Annotated in this window: 14 protein-coding genes and 1 pseudogene; 8 read left to right on the forward strand and 7 right to left on the reverse strand. The window is 70.7% G+C overall.

Annotated elements, in window-relative coordinates; translation table 11 throughout:
* Positions 1-66: 66 nt before the first annotated feature.
* From LRD69_RS07560 to LRD69_RS07580, 5 genes are all read right to left on the reverse strand, one after another.
* Positions 67-3,216: an efflux RND transporter permease subunit gene (locus LRD69_RS07560; protein ID WP_277325787.1), complete on the reverse strand. Its 3,150-nt coding sequence runs from the start codon at positions 3,214-3,216 to the stop codon at positions 67-69.
* A 165-nt stretch (positions 3,217-3,381) separates the two neighbouring features.
* Positions 3,382-4,080 (reverse strand): response regulator transcription factor, encoded by a 699-nt coding sequence (locus LRD69_RS07565; RefSeq protein WP_277325788.1) that lies wholly within the window; start codon positions 4,078-4,080, stop codon positions 3,382-3,384.
* Complete coding sequence (locus tag LRD69_RS07570; protein ID WP_277325789.1) at positions 4,077-5,342, reverse strand: histidine kinase; 1,266 nt, start codon at positions 5,340-5,342, stop codon at positions 4,077-4,079. The genes LRD69_RS07565 and LRD69_RS07570 overlap by 4 nt, the downstream gene beginning before the upstream one ends.
* Positions 5,343-5,588: 246 nt before the next feature.
* Complete coding sequence (locus LRD69_RS07575) at positions 5,589-5,867, reverse strand: hypothetical protein (protein WP_277325790.1); 279 nt, start codon at positions 5,865-5,867, stop codon at positions 5,589-5,591.
* Between the two features lie 10 nt (positions 5,868-5,877).
* Positions 5,878-6,660, reverse strand: a complete 783-nt coding sequence (locus LRD69_RS07580) for a PspA/IM30 family protein (protein WP_030933623.1) — start codon at positions 6,658-6,660, stop codon at positions 5,878-5,880.
* 297 nt (positions 6,661-6,957) lie between these two features.
* On the opposite strand from LRD69_RS07580, the gene LRD69_RS07585 reads away from it, so the two are divergent.
* The 3 genes from LRD69_RS07585 (at position 6,958) to LRD69_RS07595 (ending at position 9,575) form a co-directional block, all read left to right on the forward strand.
* Positions 6,958-7,557, forward strand: a complete 600-nt coding sequence (locus LRD69_RS07585) for a DUF3043 domain-containing protein (protein ID WP_277325791.1) — start codon at positions 6,958-6,960, stop codon at positions 7,555-7,557.
* A gap of 83 nt (positions 7,558-7,640) precedes the next feature.
* Positions 7,641-8,399 (forward strand): methyltransferase domain-containing protein, encoded by a 759-nt coding sequence (locus LRD69_RS07590; RefSeq protein ID WP_277329656.1) that lies wholly within the window; start codon positions 7,641-7,643, stop codon positions 8,397-8,399.
* A gap of 93 nt (positions 8,400-8,492) precedes the next feature.
* Positions 8,493-9,575, forward strand: a complete 1,083-nt coding sequence (locus tag LRD69_RS07595; RefSeq protein WP_277325792.1) for a trypsin-like peptidase domain-containing protein — start codon at positions 8,493-8,495, stop codon at positions 9,573-9,575.
* 70 nt (positions 9,576-9,645) lie between these two features.
* Here the strand turns inward: LRD69_RS07595 and LRD69_RS07600 are convergent, their stop codons facing one another.
* Entirely contained in the window at positions 9,646-9,855 is a 210-nt protein-coding gene (locus LRD69_RS07600; RefSeq protein ID WP_267005548.1) for a hypothetical protein, read from the reverse strand.
* A gap of 96 nt (positions 9,856-9,951) precedes the next feature.
* Here LRD69_RS07600 and LRD69_RS07605 point away from each other — a divergent pair, with 96 nt between their 5' ends.
* The 5 genes and pseudogenes from LRD69_RS07605 to LRD69_RS07625 all read left to right on the forward strand — a co-directional run.
* Positions 9,952-11,154, forward strand: a complete 1,203-nt coding sequence (locus LRD69_RS07605) for a bifunctional adenosylcobinamide kinase/adenosylcobinamide-phosphate guanylyltransferase (protein WP_277325793.1) — start codon at positions 9,952-9,954, stop codon at positions 11,152-11,154.
* 33 nt (positions 11,155-11,187) lie between these two features.
* Positions 11,188-12,015, forward strand: a complete 828-nt coding sequence (locus tag LRD69_RS07610) for a class I SAM-dependent methyltransferase (protein WP_277325794.1) — start codon at positions 11,188-11,190, stop codon at positions 12,013-12,015.
* Positions 12,016-12,127: 112 nt separating this feature from the next.
* Positions 12,128-13,282 carry a nicotinate-nucleotide--dimethylbenzimidazole phosphoribosyltransferase gene (gene cobT, locus LRD69_RS07615; protein ID WP_277325795.1) on the forward strand — a complete coding sequence of 385 codons (1,155 nt, stop codon included), beginning with the start codon at positions 12,128-12,130 and terminating at the stop codon, positions 13,280-13,282.
* 89 nt (positions 13,283-13,371) lie between these two features.
* Positions 13,372-15,153 carry a phosphatidylglycerol lysyltransferase domain-containing protein gene (locus tag LRD69_RS07620; protein ID WP_277325796.1) on the forward strand — a complete coding sequence of 594 codons (1,782 nt, stop codon included), beginning with the start codon at positions 13,372-13,374 and terminating at the stop codon, positions 15,151-15,153.
* Positions 15,150-15,884, forward strand: a pseudogene (locus LRD69_RS07625) (hypothetical protein); the annotation flags it as partial. The gene LRD69_RS07620 and the pseudogene LRD69_RS07625, both read left to right, overlap by 4 nt.
* On the opposite strand, the gene LRD69_RS07630 reads toward LRD69_RS07625, so the two are convergent.
* The gene (locus LRD69_RS07630; protein ID WP_277325797.1) at positions 15,830-16,591 is read right to left on the reverse strand and encodes a hypothetical protein; all 762 of its coding nucleotides are present in this window, start codon (positions 16,589-16,591) and stop codon (positions 15,830-15,832) included. The pseudogene LRD69_RS07625 and the gene LRD69_RS07630 overlap by 55 nt on opposite strands.
* Positions 16,592-16,644 lie beyond the last annotated feature (53 nt).

The following is a 16,644-nucleotide window of genomic DNA, read 5'->3' on the forward strand; positions in this document are numbered from 1 at the left end:
ACCGGCCGGCGACGCACGAAGGCCCCGGCACCGTTGGACGGTGCCGGGGCCTTCGCATGTGCCGCGTTACGCCTTCGCGGGCTCCGGCTCCTCGGAGATGGTCTCCTCCGCCGGGGCGGACAGGCCCGCCTTCTTCGCTCGCTTGACCGCCTTCTTCTTCGCGCGGCGCTCCTTGCGGAGCTCCACCAGCGCGTAGAGCGTCGGCACCAGCAGCAGCGTCAGCAGCGTGGACGTGACCAGGCCGCCGATCACCACGACCGCAAGCGGCTGCGAGATGAACCCGCCCTCGCCGGTGACGCCGAGTGCCATCGGGAGCAGGGCGAAGATGGTCGCGAGTGCGGTCATCAGGATCGGACGGAGCCGGTGGCGGCCGCCCTCGATGACTGCTTCGACGATGCCCAGGCCCTGTGCCCGGTACTGGTTGATCAGGTCGATCAGCACGATCGCGTTGGTCACGACGATACCGATCAGCATCAGCATGCCGATCATCGCCGGGACGCCCATCGGGGTGCCGGTGACGACCAGGAGGCCGATGGCGCCCGTTGCCGCGAACGGGATGGAGACCAGCAGGATCAGCGGCTGGACCAGGGACCGGAAGGTCGCGACCAGCAGCATGAAGACGATCGCGATCGCGGCCAGCATCGCCAGGCCGAGCTTCATGAACGCGTCGTTCTGGTCCTGGGAGACACCGCCGATGGTGGCCGTGGCGCCGTCCGGCAGGTCCAGGGCGTCGATCTTCGACTGGAGCGAGGCGCTCACCGCACCGGTGTTGTCACCGGTGGGCCTGGCGGTGATCGTGGCGGCCCGCTGGCCGTCGATCCGCGTCATCGAGACCGGGCCGGGGACCAGCTTCACATCGGCGATCTGCCCCAGCTTGACCGGGCCGAGCGAGAGGTTCTTCAGCTCGTCCATCGTGGTGGCCGGGTGGGCGGACTTGATGACGACGTCGCGCTCGGTGTCGTCCATCATCGCCTTGCCGGACGGGGTGCCGCGCACCGCTCCGGCGACGGCGGCGCCGAGCGTGGCCTCGTTGAATCCCGCGGCCGCGGCCTTGGAGTTGGCCTTGACCGAGATGCGCGGGACCGACTGCGCCAGGTCGCTCTGGACGTCGGTGACGTCCTTGAGCTTCGCCACCTCGGCCCGTACCTCTTCGGAGGCCTTCTTCAGAGTCGCGGCGTCCGCGGCCTTGACCACGACGCTGAGGTCCTGGCTGCCGAAACCGTCGCCCGCGGCAATGGTGGTCTCACCGATGCCGTCGAGCTTGCCGAGGCCCTCGTCGATGCGCTTCTGGGTGGCGTCGAAGTCGGCCGAGTCCTTCAGGGTGACCTGGTAGGAGGCCTGGTTGGCACCCGTACCGCCGCCGAAGGCCGCCATGAAGCCGGAGGAGCCGACGGTGACCTGGTAGTCCTTGACGCCCTGGTCGCCGTCGAGGAGCTTCTCGACCTTGCGGGCCGCCTCGTCCGCGGCCACCAGGCTGGTGCCGGGGGCCAGCTCCTGCTTGATGGAGAGGACTTCCTGCTCGCCCTGGTCGAAGAAGTTGGTCTTCAGCAGCGGAGCCATGCCGAAGGTGCCGAAGAGCACCGCGACGGCGATGACGATGCTGGTGACACGACGCCGGGTCGCGAAGCGCAGCACCGGGACGTACAGCCGCTGGAGCCGGCTGGCGGCTTCCTTCTCCTCGGCCTTGCGACGGGCCTCCTCCGGGTTCTCCGTGCTGCCCTTGGGCGCGCGCAGGAACCAGAACGACAGGACGGGGACCACGGTCAGCGAGACCAGCAGCGAGGCCAGCAGGGCTGCGGTGACGGTGAGGGAGAACGAACCGAACAGCTCGCCGACCACGCCGCCGACCAGACCGATCGGCAGGAAGACGGCGACCGTGGTGAGGGTCGAGGAGGTGACCGCGCCGGCCACTTCCTTCACCGCGGTGATGATCGCGGACTGGCGCTCCTCGCCGTAGCCGAGGTGACGCTTGATGTTCTCCAGCACGACGATCGAGTCGTCGACGACGCGGCCGATCGCGATGGTCAGCGCGCCGAGCGTGAGCATGTTGAGCGACAGGTCGCGGGTCCAGAGCACGATCAGCGCGAGAACCACGGAGAGCGGGATGGAGACCGCGGTGACCAGCGTCGAGCGCAGCGACGCGAGGAAGACCAGGATCACGATGACCGCGAAGAGCAGCCCGAGTGCGCCCTCGGTGGTCAGACCGGAGATCGCCTTGGAGACGGCGGGGCCCTGGTCGGAGACGACGGTCAGTTCAGCACCGGCGCCGAGGTCCTTGCGGAGGTCCGGGAGCTTGTCCTTGACCGCGTTCGAGATGGCGACGGCGCTGCCGTCCTTGTCCATCGTGGCCATCACGGCGAGGCTCGGCTTGCCGTTCGTCCGGGTGATGGAGACCGCCGTGGCGGGCTCCTGCTTCACCGTGGCGATGTCACCGACGCGGACCGGCTTGCCGGGCTTGCCGGTGGCCTGGTTCTGACCGGCGACCCGCAGGTCCTCGATCTGCTGCAGCGAGGTGAAGGCTCCGCCGACCTGGACGGTACGGCTCTTGCCCTGCTCGGAGAAGGAACCGGCCGGGACCGTGGCGCCGCCCGCCTGCAGGGCCTGGGCAAGGGATCCGGCGTTCAGACCGGCGGCCGCGAGCTTCTTGTCGTCCGGGGTGATGGAGACCTGGAGGTCCTGGACACCGTTGATGTTGACCTGGCCGACGCCGTCGATGTCCTCGAGAGCGGGCACCACGGTGCGGTCCAGCTGGTCGGCGAGCGCCTGCTGGTCCTTGTCGGAGGTGACGGCGAGGACGACGGTCGGGATGTCGTCCGTCGAACCGGCGATGACCTGCGGGTCGACATCGTCGGGCAGCTGGATGCGGGCGCGGTTGACCGCCTGCTGGATGTCGGCGACCAGCTGCTTCGTGCCCTCGTCGCCGAAGTCGAAGGACGCCATGATGACGGCGTTGCCCTCACTGGCGGTCGAGGTGACTCCGGTGACGCCGTCGACGGACTTGATGGTGTTCTCGAGCGGTTCGACGACCTGCTTCTCGACCACGTCGGGCGACGCACCCTGGTAGGGCGCGAGCACCGAGACCATCGGGAGCTCGATGGTGGGCAGCAACTGCTGCTTGAGCTGCGGGATCGCGATCGCTCCGAAGACGAGCGCAACGATCGAGATCAGCCCGATCAGGGCCCTTTGCGCGAGGCTGAATCTGGACAGCCAGGACATGGGTGGGTCTCTCTTCTGTGGCTTACGCGGCAGGTGGGCGGGTGACTCGGGGACAGACCCGGCCCAGATATACGATCGCTCATCCGCCGGGGCGAAAGCGTCCGTCCCAGGGTTGCATTCTTGTGCCGCGCGTACCGCGGCTGGAGTACGCCGCGTCTCCACCCGTTACTCCACCCGGGGACGCACCAGGCCCGATTCGTACGCAATGACCACCAATTGCGCCCGGTCACGGGCACCCAGTTTCGCCATCGCCCGGTTCACATGGGTCTTGACAGTGAGCGGACTCACCACGAGGCGTTCGGCGATCTCGTCGTTGGAGTGACCGCCCGCGACCAGGACCAGCACTTCGCGTTCGCGGACGGTGAGCGCACCCAGCCGCGCGGAGTACTCGGCGGCTCTCGGCCCTTCGGGGTCCGAACTTCCGCCCTGCGCAAGGAAGGTGGCGATCAGGCCCTTGGTCGCGGCCGGCGAGAGCAGCGCCTCGCCACCCGCGGCGATACGGATGGCATTGAGCAGTTCGTCCGGTTCAGCACCCTTGCCGAGGAAGCCGGACGCACCGGCCCGCAGCGCCTGCACCACATACTCGTCGACCTCGAAGGTCGTGAGCATGACCACGCGTACGAGCGCCAGCCCGGGGTCGGCGCTGATCATCCGGGTGGCGGCGAGCCCGTCCGTGCCCGGCATCCGGATGTCCATCAGCACCACATCGGCGCGCGCCGAGCGGGCCAGGGCCACGGCTTCGGCGCCGTCCGCGGCCTCGCCGACCACCTGCATGTCCGGCTCCGAGTCGACCAGCACCCGGAATGCGCTGCGCAACAGCGCCTGGTCGTCGGCGAGCAGGACCCTGATGGGCGGTGGTGTCATGGGCGTTCCCCCGTCCGGCCCGCCGCATCCGGCGTCTCCGGATCTCCCGGGCGGGCCTTGACCGGCAGGATGGCATGGACCCTGAATCCGCCGCCGTACCGGGGCCCTGCGGTGAGGGTGCCGCCGAGGGCGGTGACGCGTTCACGCATCCCGAGCAGTCCGTGGCCCCCGCCGTCGTCGGCGCCCGCGCCCTCGGTCCGGCCCGTGCCGTTGTCGAGAACCGTGACCTCGGCGGTCGCCCCGACCCTTATGACGCTCACCTCGGCCTTGGCCCCGGGGCCGGCGTGCTTCTGCACATTGGTCAGCGCCTCCTGGATCACCCGGTACGCGGCCAGGTCGACAGCCGCGGGCAGCGGGGCCAGATGGTCGGCGCAGGCCACCTCGACCGGAAGACCCGCACGCCGGACCTTGTCCACCAGCTCGCCGAGGACCGCGAGTCCGGGGGCCGGTTCGGTCGGCGCCTCCGGGTCGCCGGACTGGCGCAGCAGCCCCACGGTGGCGCGGAGTTCGTTCAGTGCGGAGCGGCTGGCCTCCCGGACATGGGCGAGCGCCTCCTTGGCCTGGTCGGGGCGCTTGTCCATGACATGGGCGGCGACCCCGGCCTGCACATTGACCAGGGCGATGTGGTGGGCGACGACATCGTGCAGATCGCGGGCGATCCGCAGCCGCTCCTCGGCGACCCGGCGCCGGGCCTCCTCCTCGCGGGTGCGCTCGGCCCGTTCGGCCCGTTCCCTGATGGCGTCGATGAACGCCCGCCGGGAGCGGACGGCGTCCCCGGCCGCGCCCGCCATGCCGGTCCAGGCGAAGACCCCCAGGTTCTCCTGGCGGTACCAGGGGGACTCTCCGAAGAACATCGCGGAGGCCGTCAGCGCACCCATGGTCAGCAGGCCGACCCGCCAGGTGGTGGGCCGGTCGGTGCTGGCAGCGACCGTGTACAGCGCGATGACCACGCTCATGACCACCGGGGCGGGCGGGTCGACCAGCACGAACTCGAGGACGGAGAGCGCGCCCGTGGCCGCCAGCACCGCCATGGGGTTGCGCCGCCGCACGACGAGCACGGCAGCGCCCAGCACCATCAGGACCACACTGCTCACCTCGGGCGTGCGGGTGCCGAAGCTGGGCCCGTCCGGCGCCTTCGGGTCGGTGAACGACGCGGTGATCATCGCCGCGAGTACGGCCACGGCGAGCGCGCCGTCGAACGCGAGGGGATGGTCGCGCAGCCAGCGCCGCACGCGCAGGAGCCCGGTTCCGAGGGTGGTCACGTCAAGCAACGGTACGGCGTGTCGCGTACGCGAACGGTCCCGCCGTCCCACGGGCCCTACGCATAACGCACCGATCCGGACGTTCCGATCCGGACGTTCCGGCTCCCAGGGTTCCGGGCCCGCTTCCGTGTCCGTGGTTCCGGACGCCGTGTACCGCATGCGGCGTGCCGGCCCGGACAGCACGGTGCCCCGCGGCCGGCGGACCGGACACGGGGCACGGGGGTGCGGATGCTGGAGCGGTGGGCGTCAGCCGGGGATCAGACCGTCGTCGCGGAGCATGTCGCGTACCTCTTCGAGGGTGGCGTCGGGCGACGGCAGGATCAGTTCGGACGGCTCCAGGGAGTCGTCCGGCAAGGGCGTGCCGAGCTCGCGCACCCTGGCGAGGAGCGCGTGGAAGGTGGTGCGGAAACCTGCGCCGTCACCGCTCTCCATCTCGGCGAGCAGCTCGTTGTCGAGCTTGTTCAGCTCGGCAAGATGACTGTCGGCCAGCGCGAGCTGGCCCTCCCCCATGATCCGAACGATCATGACGTCCGCCTCACTGCTTGTCGAACTTGTGCGGGGACTGCGACGACTGCTGCTGGGCGGCGTCCTGCGAACCGCCCTCGATGGCCTGCTGCGGGGCGGAGCCACCGGCCAGTTCGGCCTTCATGCGCTGCAGCTCCAGCTCCACATCCGTACCACCGGAGATCCGGTCCAGCTCTGCGGCGATGTCGTCCTTGGCCGTGCCGGTCGGGTCGTCGAGTGCGCCGGAGGCGAGCAGCTCGTCGATCGCACCGGCGCGCGCCTGCAGCTGCTGGGTCTTGTCCTCGGCCCGCTGGATCGCCAGGCCGACGTCACCCATCTCCTCGGAGATCCCGGAGAACGCCTCGCCGATCCGGGTCTGCGCCTGGGCGGCGGTGTAGGTGGCCTTGATGGTCTCCTTCTTGGTGCGGAAGGCGTCGACCTTGGCCTGCAGCCGCTGGGCCGCGAGAGTGAGCTTCTCCTCCTCGCCCTGCAGCGTCGAGTGCTGCGTCTCCAGATCGGTGACCTGCTGCTGGAGGGCGGCCCGCCGGGACAGCGCCTCGCGGGCCAGGTCCTCGCGGCCGAGCGCGAGTGCCTTGCGGCCCTGGTCCTCCAGCTTGGACGTCTGGCCCTGCAGCTGGTTCAGCTGCAGCTCCAGGCGCTTGCGCGAGGTCGCCACGTCGGCAACACCGCGGCGCACCTTCTGAAGCAGCTCCAGCTGCTTCTGGTACGAGTAATCGAGGGTCTCGCGCGGATCCTCGGCCCGGTCAAGGGCCTTGTTTGCCTTCGCGCGGAAGATCATCCCCATACGCTTCATGACACCGCTCATGGGCTTCGCGCGCCCCCTTCTGACGGAACTGGGCTCCAGCACTCCAACAGAACCCACAGTACGGGCCCTGTCTCCATTACCGCACTGTTCGAGCAAGGATGGGGTCCTCCCCAAGGACGACTGCTGCCGGTCACAGCTCCGGCCCAGGGAGTAGGTGGCCGTCGGGGAAACCGGTGGCAACGTCCGTTCTGCCCCTGTCGGTACACGTGTGAGGACGCAGGCCGTTGCCGGATCGTTCCCGACCGGCCTGGGGTCCTCGCGGCGGACCCCGTACCCTTGGGTTTTGTGTTCCGTAGCCGTTCGAAGGAAGAGAAGGCGTCCACCTCCAAGGTGACGGCCGACCTCTCCACGCAGCCCCGCGACCCGCAGGCCCCCAAAGGTCGCCCCACCCCCAAGCGCAGCGACGCCCAGTCGCAGCGCCGTCGTGCCTCCAGTGGCGCGCCGCTCGACCGCAAGGAGGCCATGAAGCGCCAGCGCGAAGCGCGCCGCGTGGACATGGCCAAGCAGCGCGAGGCGCTCGCCAGTGGCGACGAGCGCTATCTGCCGGCCCGTGACAAGGGCCCGGTGCGGCGCTTCGTCCGGGATTTCGTGGACTCACGCTTCTGCATCGCGGAGTTCTTCCTGCCGCTCGCGGTGATCATTCTGATCCTCAGCGTGATCCAGGTGCAGAACATCCAGAACATCTCGCTGCTGCTCTGGCTCGGCGTGATCGTGCTGATCGTCATCGACTCGATCGGTCTCACGTTCCGGCTGAGGAAGCAGCTGAACGAGCGCTTCCCCGATACGCCGAAGCGCGGCGCGGTCGCCTACGGCCTGATGCGCACCCTTCAGATGCGTCGCCTCCGCCTGCCGAAGCCGCAGGTCAAGCGCGGAGAGCGGCCCTGAGCACGGAAGTCTCCGGCTTGACCGGCATCCCCTCCGGCGGTCCGTCGGGCCGGGGCGGCACAGGATTCTCCGGGGCCGCTCCCGTGTGGCTCAGGGGACTCGGCGGACTGCGCAACGTCGTCCGCCAGGAGCTGGTCGCACGGCAGCTCGACGAGCAGATAGCCGGACGCTTCCCGGTCGGGCAGCGACTGCGGGTGCTCGACGTGGGCATGGGGCAGGGCACCCAGGCGCTGCGGCTGGCCCGGGCCGGTCATACGGTGACCGGTCTGGAGTCCGACCCCGAGATGCTGCGCGTGGCCCGCGAGGCGCTCGCCCGTGAGCCCGCGGGCATCCGCGAGCGGGTCCGGCTGGTCGAGGGCGAAGGCCTGGAGACCGGGGTGCACTTCCTGCCGGGCAGCTTCGATGTGGTGCTCTGCCACGGCGTGCTGATGTACGTCGCGGAGCCGGACGCGATGCTGGCGGGCCTGGCCCGGATGCTGGCGCCCGGCGGCCTGCTGTCCCTGCTCGTACGGAACGGGGACGCGCTGGCCATGCGGGCCGGTGTCGCCGGGGACTGGGACGCGGCGCTGGCCGCGTTCGACACGGACGCGTACACCAACCGGCTGGGGCTGACCGTCCGGGCCGACCGGCTGGACGCCCTCACCGCGACGCTCGCGGGGATCGCCGCGCCGCTGCACGCCTGGTACGGCGTGCGGATCTTCACCGACCAGGTGAGCAACGACGTGGAACTGCCGGCCGCGGCGGAGCTCGACCGGGTGCTGGCGGCGGAGGACCGGGCCGGCCGGACGGATCCGTACCGCCGGGTGGCTGCACTGCTCCATCTGTGCGGGGTGCGCGGCTAGGCTGCAGCGCCGGAGGCTGCAGGCCGCAGGACAGTCCACCCGATCGGCCGCGCCCAACAGGTCCCCAATAGGATTAAAAGCAACAATCCGGACATGGATGCATCTCACTCCCGCCGTCGTGCGTACCGATTGCTGCTGCCTCTGACCGCAGGTCTCTGCGCAACCGTGCTCATGAGCGGCTGCTCCGGCTCGACATCGAAGTCGTCGCCGGCCACGAAGTCGAGCACGCAGCAGAGGGCGAACACCCGGGCCGCCGGGGATCTTCAGGCCGAGTACCAGGCCGTCATCAGGGACGTGCTGCCGTCGGTCGTGCAGATCGACGCCTCCAACAGTCTCGGCTCGGGCATCGTCTACGACGACAAGGGCCATATCGTCACCAATGCCCATGTGATCGGCGACGAGAGCACCTTCAAGGTCACTGTCGCCACCGGCGAGAAGGTACTGAACGCCTCGCTGGTCGCCGCCTATCCGCAGCAGGACCTGGCCGTCATCAAGCTCGACGAGGTGCCGAGCGGGCTGGAGCCGGCCAAGTTCGGTGACTCGGAGAAGGTCGAGGTCGGCCAGATCGTGCTGGCGATGGGCTCGCCGCTCGGGCTCTCCAGCAGCGTCACCCAGGGCATCGTGTCGGCGGTCGGCAGGACCGTGAGCGAGAGCCGTGCGGGCGGCGGCACCGGGGCGACCATCGCCAACATGGTGCAGACCTCGGCGGCGATCAACCCGGGCAACAGCGGCGGCGCGCTGGTCAACCTGAACAGTGAGGTGATCGGCATCCCGACACTGGGTGCGGTGGACCCGCAGATGGGGGACACGGCGGCACCGGGCATCGGCTTCGCGATCCCCGCCTCGATGGTGACCACGGTGGCCGACCAGATCGTCAAGAACGGCAAGGTCACCGACTCGGGCCGGGCGGCCCTGAACATCACCGGCCGCACGGTCGTCGACGACAACTACCAGCCGGCCGGGGTCGCCCTGGTCACCGTCACCAAGGACGGCGCCGCGGACGACGCGGGGCTGCGGGCCGGCGACATCATCACGAAGATCGACGACACGAAGGTCACGACGATCACCTCGCTGTCGGAGGCACTGGCCGTCGACAAGCCGGGCCAGAAGGTCACGCTGACGTTCCTGCGCGACGGCGCGCAGAAGAAGGCGCAGGTCACCCTCGGCGAGATCTGACCGTCCGGACGCTTACGCACGGGACCCCGGGTGCCGGACAACGGCACCCGGGGTCCCGGCATGTGACGGGTCAGCCCTGGTCGGCCTGGAGGCTCATCGGACCGTAGATCTTCGTCGTGTCCTCGAACAGCGTCACCTGGTCCGCACCACCGTCGAGGAGCTCCTTCCAGAACTCACCGATCCACGACTCCGCATCGCCCTGGGTCGTGAATTCCTCCGGCTGCAGGGCCGGCTCCGTCTCCGTACCGTCGGACTTCTCGAACCGCCACGTCCACGCCATGTCCGCCTCCTGAGTCCCGTTGCTGCCCGCAGCCTAGTAGCTGAAAGGGCAGGGTTGGTCGCGCAGTCGGCGCGGGGACGCGGGAGTATCAGGAGCGTGGAACTGACTCTGCTCGGCACCGGAGCCCCCGACGGGCTGCCTCGTCCCGATTGTCCGTGCGCCGCCTGCGCCGCCGCCCGCGGGGCGCGGGCGCGGGCCGCGACCTCGTTGCTGGTCGACGATGCGCTGCTGCTCGATCTCACTCCGGGGGCCGTGTTCGCCGCCGCCCGTGCGGGGCATTCGCTGACCGGCGTACGGCAGGTCCTGCTCACCCATCCGCACGACGGGCCGGCCGTGGAGCTGCCCGCCGGGCTGCCCGCGGCCGGACGGGTGCCGGACGGACAGGAGCTGACGCTGATCAGCGGGCACCGGATCCGGGCGGTGCCGATGGACGCCCCGGGAACGGGGTACGAGGTGACGGCCCCGGAGGGCGAGCGGTTGCTGTACATGCCGCCGGGCGCCGCTCCCGCCGGTCTCGCGGACCGGATGGCCGTCCCGTACGACATGGTGGTCGGCGATGTGACGGGGCGACCGGACGCGGTGGCCCGGCTGCGGGCCGTCGAGGCGATCGGGCCCGCCACCGAGGTGATCGCCGTCCATGTCGACCACGACGCACCGCCCGGCCCCGAGCTGGACCGGCGGCTCGCCGCGTCCGGCGCCCGGACCGTGCCGGACGGGACGACGCTGGTGGTCGGCGAGTACCACGCCGTACCGGACGTCCCGCGGCGCACACTGGTGACGGGCGGTGCTCGGTCCGGGAAGTCGGTGGAGGCCGAGCGGCGTCTCGAGACGTTCCCGGAGGTGGTGTACGTGGCGACCGGCGGCGGCCAAGACGGCGACGCGGAGTGGGCGGCCCGGATCGGGCTGCACCGGGAGCGCAGGCCGGCCGCCTGGCGCACCGAGGAGACGTGCGAGCTGGCGGAGCTGCTGGAGTCGGACGGGCCGCCGCTGCTGATCGACTGCCTGTCCCTGTGGCTGACGGACGCGATGGACCGGGTGGACGCCTGGTCCGACGAGGCATGGGCGAACGGCGGTGAGACGGCGCTGCGCAAGCGGGTCGCCGAGCTGGTCGGCGCGGTGCGCGGCACGCGCCGTACCGTCGTCGCCGTGACCAATGAGGTCGGTTCGGGCGTGGTGCCCGCGACGGCCTCCGGGCGGCGCTTCCGGGACGAGCTGGGACGGCTGAACGCGGCGTTCGCCGACGAGTGCGAGCACGTCCTGCTGGTGGTGGCCGGGCAGACCGTGACGCTGCGCGGCTGAGCGGACAGGACGACGGAGCGGGAAGGACCGGACATGGCGCGCGTACGACCGATGCTGGAAGGTGTTCCGGAGACCCTGTTGTGGACGCTCTACAACAGGGCGTACGAGGCGGGGCAGCCCTATCCCGTCATCGACGATCCGATGGCGCTGCAGCTGATGGCGGACCTGGACTACCCCTTCGAGGAGCGGTTCGGGCGGCCGAACGCGTTCCACTCGCAGGCTCAGGCGCTGCGCTCGCGCTGTTTCGACCTGGCGGTGCAGGGCTATCTGCGCGGCCACCCGCGAGCCACCGTGGTCGCGCTCGGGGACGGTCTGGAGACCGGCTTCTGGCGGGTCGACAACGGCCGGCTCGACTGGCTGAGTGTGGAGCTGCCGCAGGTCGCCGCGTTGCGGCGGACGCTGCTGCCGGCTTCGGACCGGCTGCGGACGCTGTCCCGTTCGGTGACCGACCTGTCCTGGCTGGACGAGATCGAGGACCCGGCCGGCCGGGGTGTGGCCGTCACGACGCAGGGGCTGCTGATGTACCTGGACCCCGCCGACGTACGGAGGATCCTGGCGGCCTGCGCCGAACGGCTGCCGGGCGGAATGCTCGTCCTGGACTCGATGGCGCGCTGGCTGGCGAGGGGGACGGTGGCCGGCACGTCGAAGGTCGGCTCCATGACGATTCCGCCGATGCGCTGGGCGATGAACCCGGGCGAGCGCAGGAAACTGCGCAGCGCGCACCCGAACATCACCGAGGTGCACGCGCTGGGACTGCCGCGGGGGCGCGGTGCGATGGGCGAGCTGATCCGGCTCCAGCATCTGACGCCGGGCCTGCGGACGCTGACGCCCGCGATGACGCTGTTGCGGTTCGGGGCCTGACCTCCGCCATCGGCTGACGAGGTGTCAGAAATGTGGCGGGTACTGTTCCGCAGTGAGCCCGCCGCCGGGCTCACCGGCCCACTCCACGTATCGACCCGCGAGGCAGACCCCCGTGAATCTGGACGACTTCTCCGACCTGATCGAACGCCCCGACGGCGGCGTACGGCGTGACGCCGAGGAACGCCGGGAGCGGCTGAGCGTGCCTCCGGGCGCCCTCGGCCGCCTCGACGAGCTCGGCGAATGGCTCTCGGCCGCTCAGCAGTCCGTACCGGTCAAGCCGATCGAGCGGCCGCGCGTGGTGCTCTTCGCCGGTGATCACGGGGTGGCCGGGCTGGATGTCTCGGGCCGTGCCGCGGGGACCGCGCACGAGCTGGTGCGGGCGACGCTGGACGGCGCGAGCCCGCTCGCCGTGCTGGCCCGCCGCTTCTCCGTACCGGTCCGGGTCATCGACGTCTCCCTGGACTGCGAGCCGGAGCTGCTGCCCGAGCCGGTCGTACGCCACCGGGTGCGCCGCGGCAGCGGCCGGATCGACATCGAGGACGCGACGACGGCCGAGGAGGCCGAGCAGGCGGTACGTCTCGGGATCGCGATCGCCGACGAGGAGGCCGACTCGGGCACCGATCTGGTCGTGCTCGGCGATCTGAGCGTCGGCGGTACCACGGCGGCGTCCGCGCTGATCGCGGCGCTGTGCGGCACGGACGCCTCGGTGGTCACCGGGCGCGGCGGCGCGGGCATCGACGACCTCGCCTGGATGCGCAAGTGCGCGGCGATCCGGGACGCGCTGCGGCGCGCCCGGCCGGTCCTCGGTGACCAGCTGCAGCTGCTGGCGACGGCCGGCGGTGCGGACCTGGCGGCGATGACCGGGTTCCTGCTGCAGTGCGCGGTGCGCAGGCTGCCGGTGATCCTGGACGGCGTGGTCTCCTCGGCGTGTGCGCTGGTCGCGCAGCGGGCCGCTTTCCGCGCCCCGGACTGGTGGCTGGCGGGCCAGGTGAGCGGCGAGCCGGCGCAGACGAAGGCGCTGGACCGGATGGCGCTCAACCCGCTGCTCGACCAGGGCGTCGTGGTGGGCGAGGGAAGCGGGGCGCTGCTGGCCCTTCCGCTGGTGCAGGCCGCGGCCGCGCTGGCCGCGGAACTGCCCGAGCGCGCACCGGCCGACGCCGATGAGGGCGCGGAGAAGGACGGGGAGGACGGCGACGGACAGGACGGCGAGGGTGCCGGTTCCGGTGCGCGGACGACCGGAGCGGACGGCGGCCCGGACGGCGACTGACGACCCCGGTCGCGCTGCGGCCGCCGGCATCGGACACCGGCCGCAGCGCGACCCGCCATGACGCGTGATGCCCCATATGATCGCGTTTCATGGGAGAGGTCCGATTGGCCGGTGGGGGTGCCCGGCGGAGCACCGTCCGCTCACGACGCGGCGCGGCATTCGCCATCTGGTACCTGCGCGTCGTGTCGTTCATCAATTTCCTGAGCGCCGTCTGGGTCACGCTCGGCCAGGACCTCCGCCGGCACAACACCGAGAACTACTTCACGCCCTATCTGCTCACCGCGGGCTTCTCCTCCGGGGTGGTCGCCCTCTTCCTGGCCGTCACCATGCGCCGACGCAAGCGGGCCGCCTGGATCGTGAACATGGTGCTGAGCGGCCTGCTGCTCCTGCTCTTCGCCTTCGTGATCGCCTTCCCCGAGGTCCGGCAGTATCCGCAGAACTGGATCTCCCTGGTCCTCACCGCGATGTTCGTGCTGGCCCTGATCCTGGGCCGGCGGGAGTTCTACGCCAAGGGAGACCGGTCCAATCCGAAGCTGGCGGCCGCGGTCGCGGTCGGCGGGCTGCTGATCACCTCGCTGATCGCCACCGCGCTCGTCACCGTCACCAACACCGCGCACGACGCGTACCGCTCGACCTTCCTCGACCGCTGGCGCTATGGCGCGCTGCGGCTGGTCTCGGTCGCCGCCGACAACTCCCGCTTCCCCGGCATCACCGTGCCCGGCCGGGTCAATGTCGTCATCAACATCCTCTCCACCCTGCTGCTCATCGCCGTCGTGTACGCGGCCTTCCGCTCCCGCCGGGCCGTCGACCCGATCACCCCCGAGGACGAGGACCGGCTCCGCGCCCTGCTCGACAAGAACGGCGACCGCGACTCGCTCGGCTACTTCGCGCTGCGCCGGGAGAAAAGCGTCATCTGGTCGCCGACCGGGAAGGCCGCCGTCGCCTACCGGGTGGTCGGCGGGGTCTCGCTCGCCTCCGGTGACCCGATCGGCGACCCGGAGGCCTGGCCCGGCGCGATCGAGCCATGGCTGGCCGAGGCCCGCGAACACGGCTGGATCCCCGCGGTGATGGGGGTGAGCGAGGAGGGCGGCACCGTCTACGCCCGGCACGGTCTCGACGCCCTGGAGATCGGCGACGAAGCGATCGTGGAGACGGCCGAGTTCACCCTCGACGGGCGGGCGATGCGGACCGTCCGCCAGGCGTACAACCGGGTCAAGCGCGCCGGGTACGAGGTGACCGTCCGCCGCCACGCGGACATCCCCGACGGCGAGATGGCCGAACTGCTGCGTCGTGCCGACGACTGGCGCGACGGGGAGACCGAGCGCGGCTTCTCGATGGCGCTCGGACGGCTCGGCGACCCGGCGGACGGGCAGTGCGTGATGCTGGAGTGCCGGGACAGCGGCGAGGCCCCGGGCCAGGGCGAGTTGCGCGCCGTACTGAGCTTCGTGCCCTGGGGTCCGAACGGTCTGTCGCTGGACCTGATGCGCCGTGACCGGAACTCCGAGAACGGCCTGATGGAGTTCATGGTCATCGAACTCCTGCAGCGCGCCCACGCAATCGGGATCACTCAGGTGTCGCTGAACTTCGCGATGTTCCGGTCGGTCTTCGAGAGGGGATCGCGGCTCGGCGCCGGACCGGTGCTGAGGATGTGGCGCTCGCTGCTCAGCTTCTTCTCGCGCTGGTGGCAGATCGAGTCGCTCTACCGCGCCAACGCCAAGTACCGGCCGATCTGGGAGCCGCGCTTCATGCTCTTCGAGAAGAGCTCCGACCTGCTGCGCATCGGCATCGCCGCCGCCCGCGCCGAAGGGTTCCTGGAGGCTCCCGGCCTGCCCAAGTGGATGCACCGCTCCCATCTGGGGACCCGAAGATGAGACCGGTGACCGCCCTGCGCACGGCAGCCCGCCGCGAGTGGGGGCCGCCGCTGTCGGCCGTACGCGGCACGCTCGCCGCCTCCCGGCTGCGGGCCGTCCCGATGACACTGGGAGCGGTCTGCCTGACGGCGCTGCTCCAGCTCGTGCAGAACGAGCCGTGGGGTTTCGGGCCGGTACAGAACCTCGGATCGGTGCAGGCCGAGGATCCGCTGTGGACCGCCCTGCTGCGTACCCCGCTGTCGCTTTTCGTACCCGCGCTGGATCTGCCCGTGTGGGGTGCGCTGGCCCAGGTGCTGGTGGTGTTCGGGATCGCCGAGATCTGTCTGGGCCGGTGGCGCACCCTGCTCATCGCGTACGTCGCGACGCTGGCCGGGACGCTGTACGCACGGATCGGCGTCGCGATCGGCCCCGACGGGCTGTTGGGGCTGCCCGTGTCGGACGCGCAGGTCGTCGACACCGGCCCGTCGGCGGCGGTGGTCGGGCTCGCGGTCTACGTGTGCCATGCCTACCGGGCCTGGCTGACCGGGGCGTTGGTGATCGTGGCGATGGCGGTCGAGGTGCTCTTCAAGAACAACCTGGCGGGAAAGGAACATCTCGCCGCGATCGCCGCGGTGCTGGCCCTGTGCTGCTTCACGGTCCGGTGCGACCGGCGCCGCCGGCTGCACGCCCGCCGCGATCAGGGTTTGCGCACCGGGACCGGGGTCCGGTCCGGTGCGCCGCCGATCAGGTCCTGGAATCTGCGGCGCGGGCCGGCCCAGCGGCGGTCGTGGTGGTACGCCCGCAGCACGGCCCTGGACCGGGCACGGTGCCGGTTGCGGTAGAACCGCTTCGCCCACATCGACGTCGGCCGGGCCAGCCGCACCGCGCCGAACAGGGCCACGAAGGGCACCAGGGCGCCGATCACCGCCATCCGCGCCTTGCCCTTGAACAGCGCGATCAGCACGAAGCAGAAGTTGACCACCAGCGTCAGGACGATGCCCAGTCGGCCCTGCTGCTGATCGCTGCTCAGCTCGTTGACCCCGAGCGGCGAGAAGCCGGCGAGGATCAGCAGGACCAGCGCCGCGGTGAGGACGACGACCTCGACGCTCTGGCGGCCCTCCTCGGTCCAGTACACGTCGTCGAGATGGAGGATCAGGGCGAACTCGTCCAGTACCAGCCCCGCACCCGCCCCGAAGATCACCGCGCAGAGGCCCGCCGCAAAGCCCTGCCGCCCGCTGGAGACCGCGCCGAAGCCGCCGATCACGGTCAGCACCACACCCGGCACCACATGGTGGACGTGCAGGCCGCCCGGTGTGATGTTGCGGAACGGCCCCTTCCCTGCACGGATCAGCCGGGTGATGAGGCGGGTGACGGCGAAGGTCAGCACGAACGCGGCCAGCGCAAGGAGCAGGGGCAGCTTGCCCGGCTCGACAAAGTTCTGATCGAACCAGTGACCCATGCCACTCACTCCCGATGAATCCGCTTTCGTGGCGTTCTGCAGTGTTTCGGCCA

It is taken from the genome of Streptomyces sp. JH14 (genome assembly GCF_029428675.1).
Lineage (GTDB): Bacteria > Actinomycetota > Actinomycetes > Streptomycetales > Streptomycetaceae > Streptomyces.

Coding starts and splice junctions, on each gene's coding strand:
- LRD69_RS07610 (WP_277325794.1), top strand. CDS start 11,188: ATGGCGCGCGTACGACCGATGCTGGAAGGTGTTCCGGAGACCCTGTTG.
- LRD69_RS07600 (WP_267005548.1), bottom strand. CDS start 9,855: ATGGCGTGGACGTGGCGGTTCGAGAAGTCCGACGGTACGGAGACGGAG.
- LRD69_RS07630 (WP_277325797.1), bottom strand. CDS start 16,591: ATGGGTCACTGGTTCGATCAGAACTTTGTCGAGCCGGGCAAGCTGCCC.
- LRD69_RS07620 (WP_277325796.1), top strand. CDS start 13,372: ATGGGAGAGGTCCGATTGGCCGGTGGGGGTGCCCGGCGGAGCACCGTC.
- LRD69_RS07595 (WP_277325792.1), top strand. CDS start 8,493: ATGGATGCATCTCACTCCCGCCGTCGTGCGTACCGATTGCTGCTGCCT.
- LRD69_RS07565 (WP_277325788.1), bottom strand. CDS start 4,080: ATGACACCACCGCCCATCAGGGTCCTGCTCGCCGACGACCAGGCGCTG.
- LRD69_RS07580 (WP_030933623.1), bottom strand. CDS start 6,660: ATGAAGCGTATGGGGATGATCTTCCGCGCGAAGGCAAACAAGGCCCTT.
- LRD69_RS07560 (WP_277325787.1), bottom strand. CDS start 3,216: ATGTCCTGGCTGTCCAGATTCAGCCTCGCGCAAAGGGCCCTGATCGGG.
- LRD69_RS07575 (WP_277325790.1), bottom strand. CDS start 5,867: ATGATCGTTCGGATCATGGGGGAGGGCCAGCTCGCGCTGGCCGACAGT.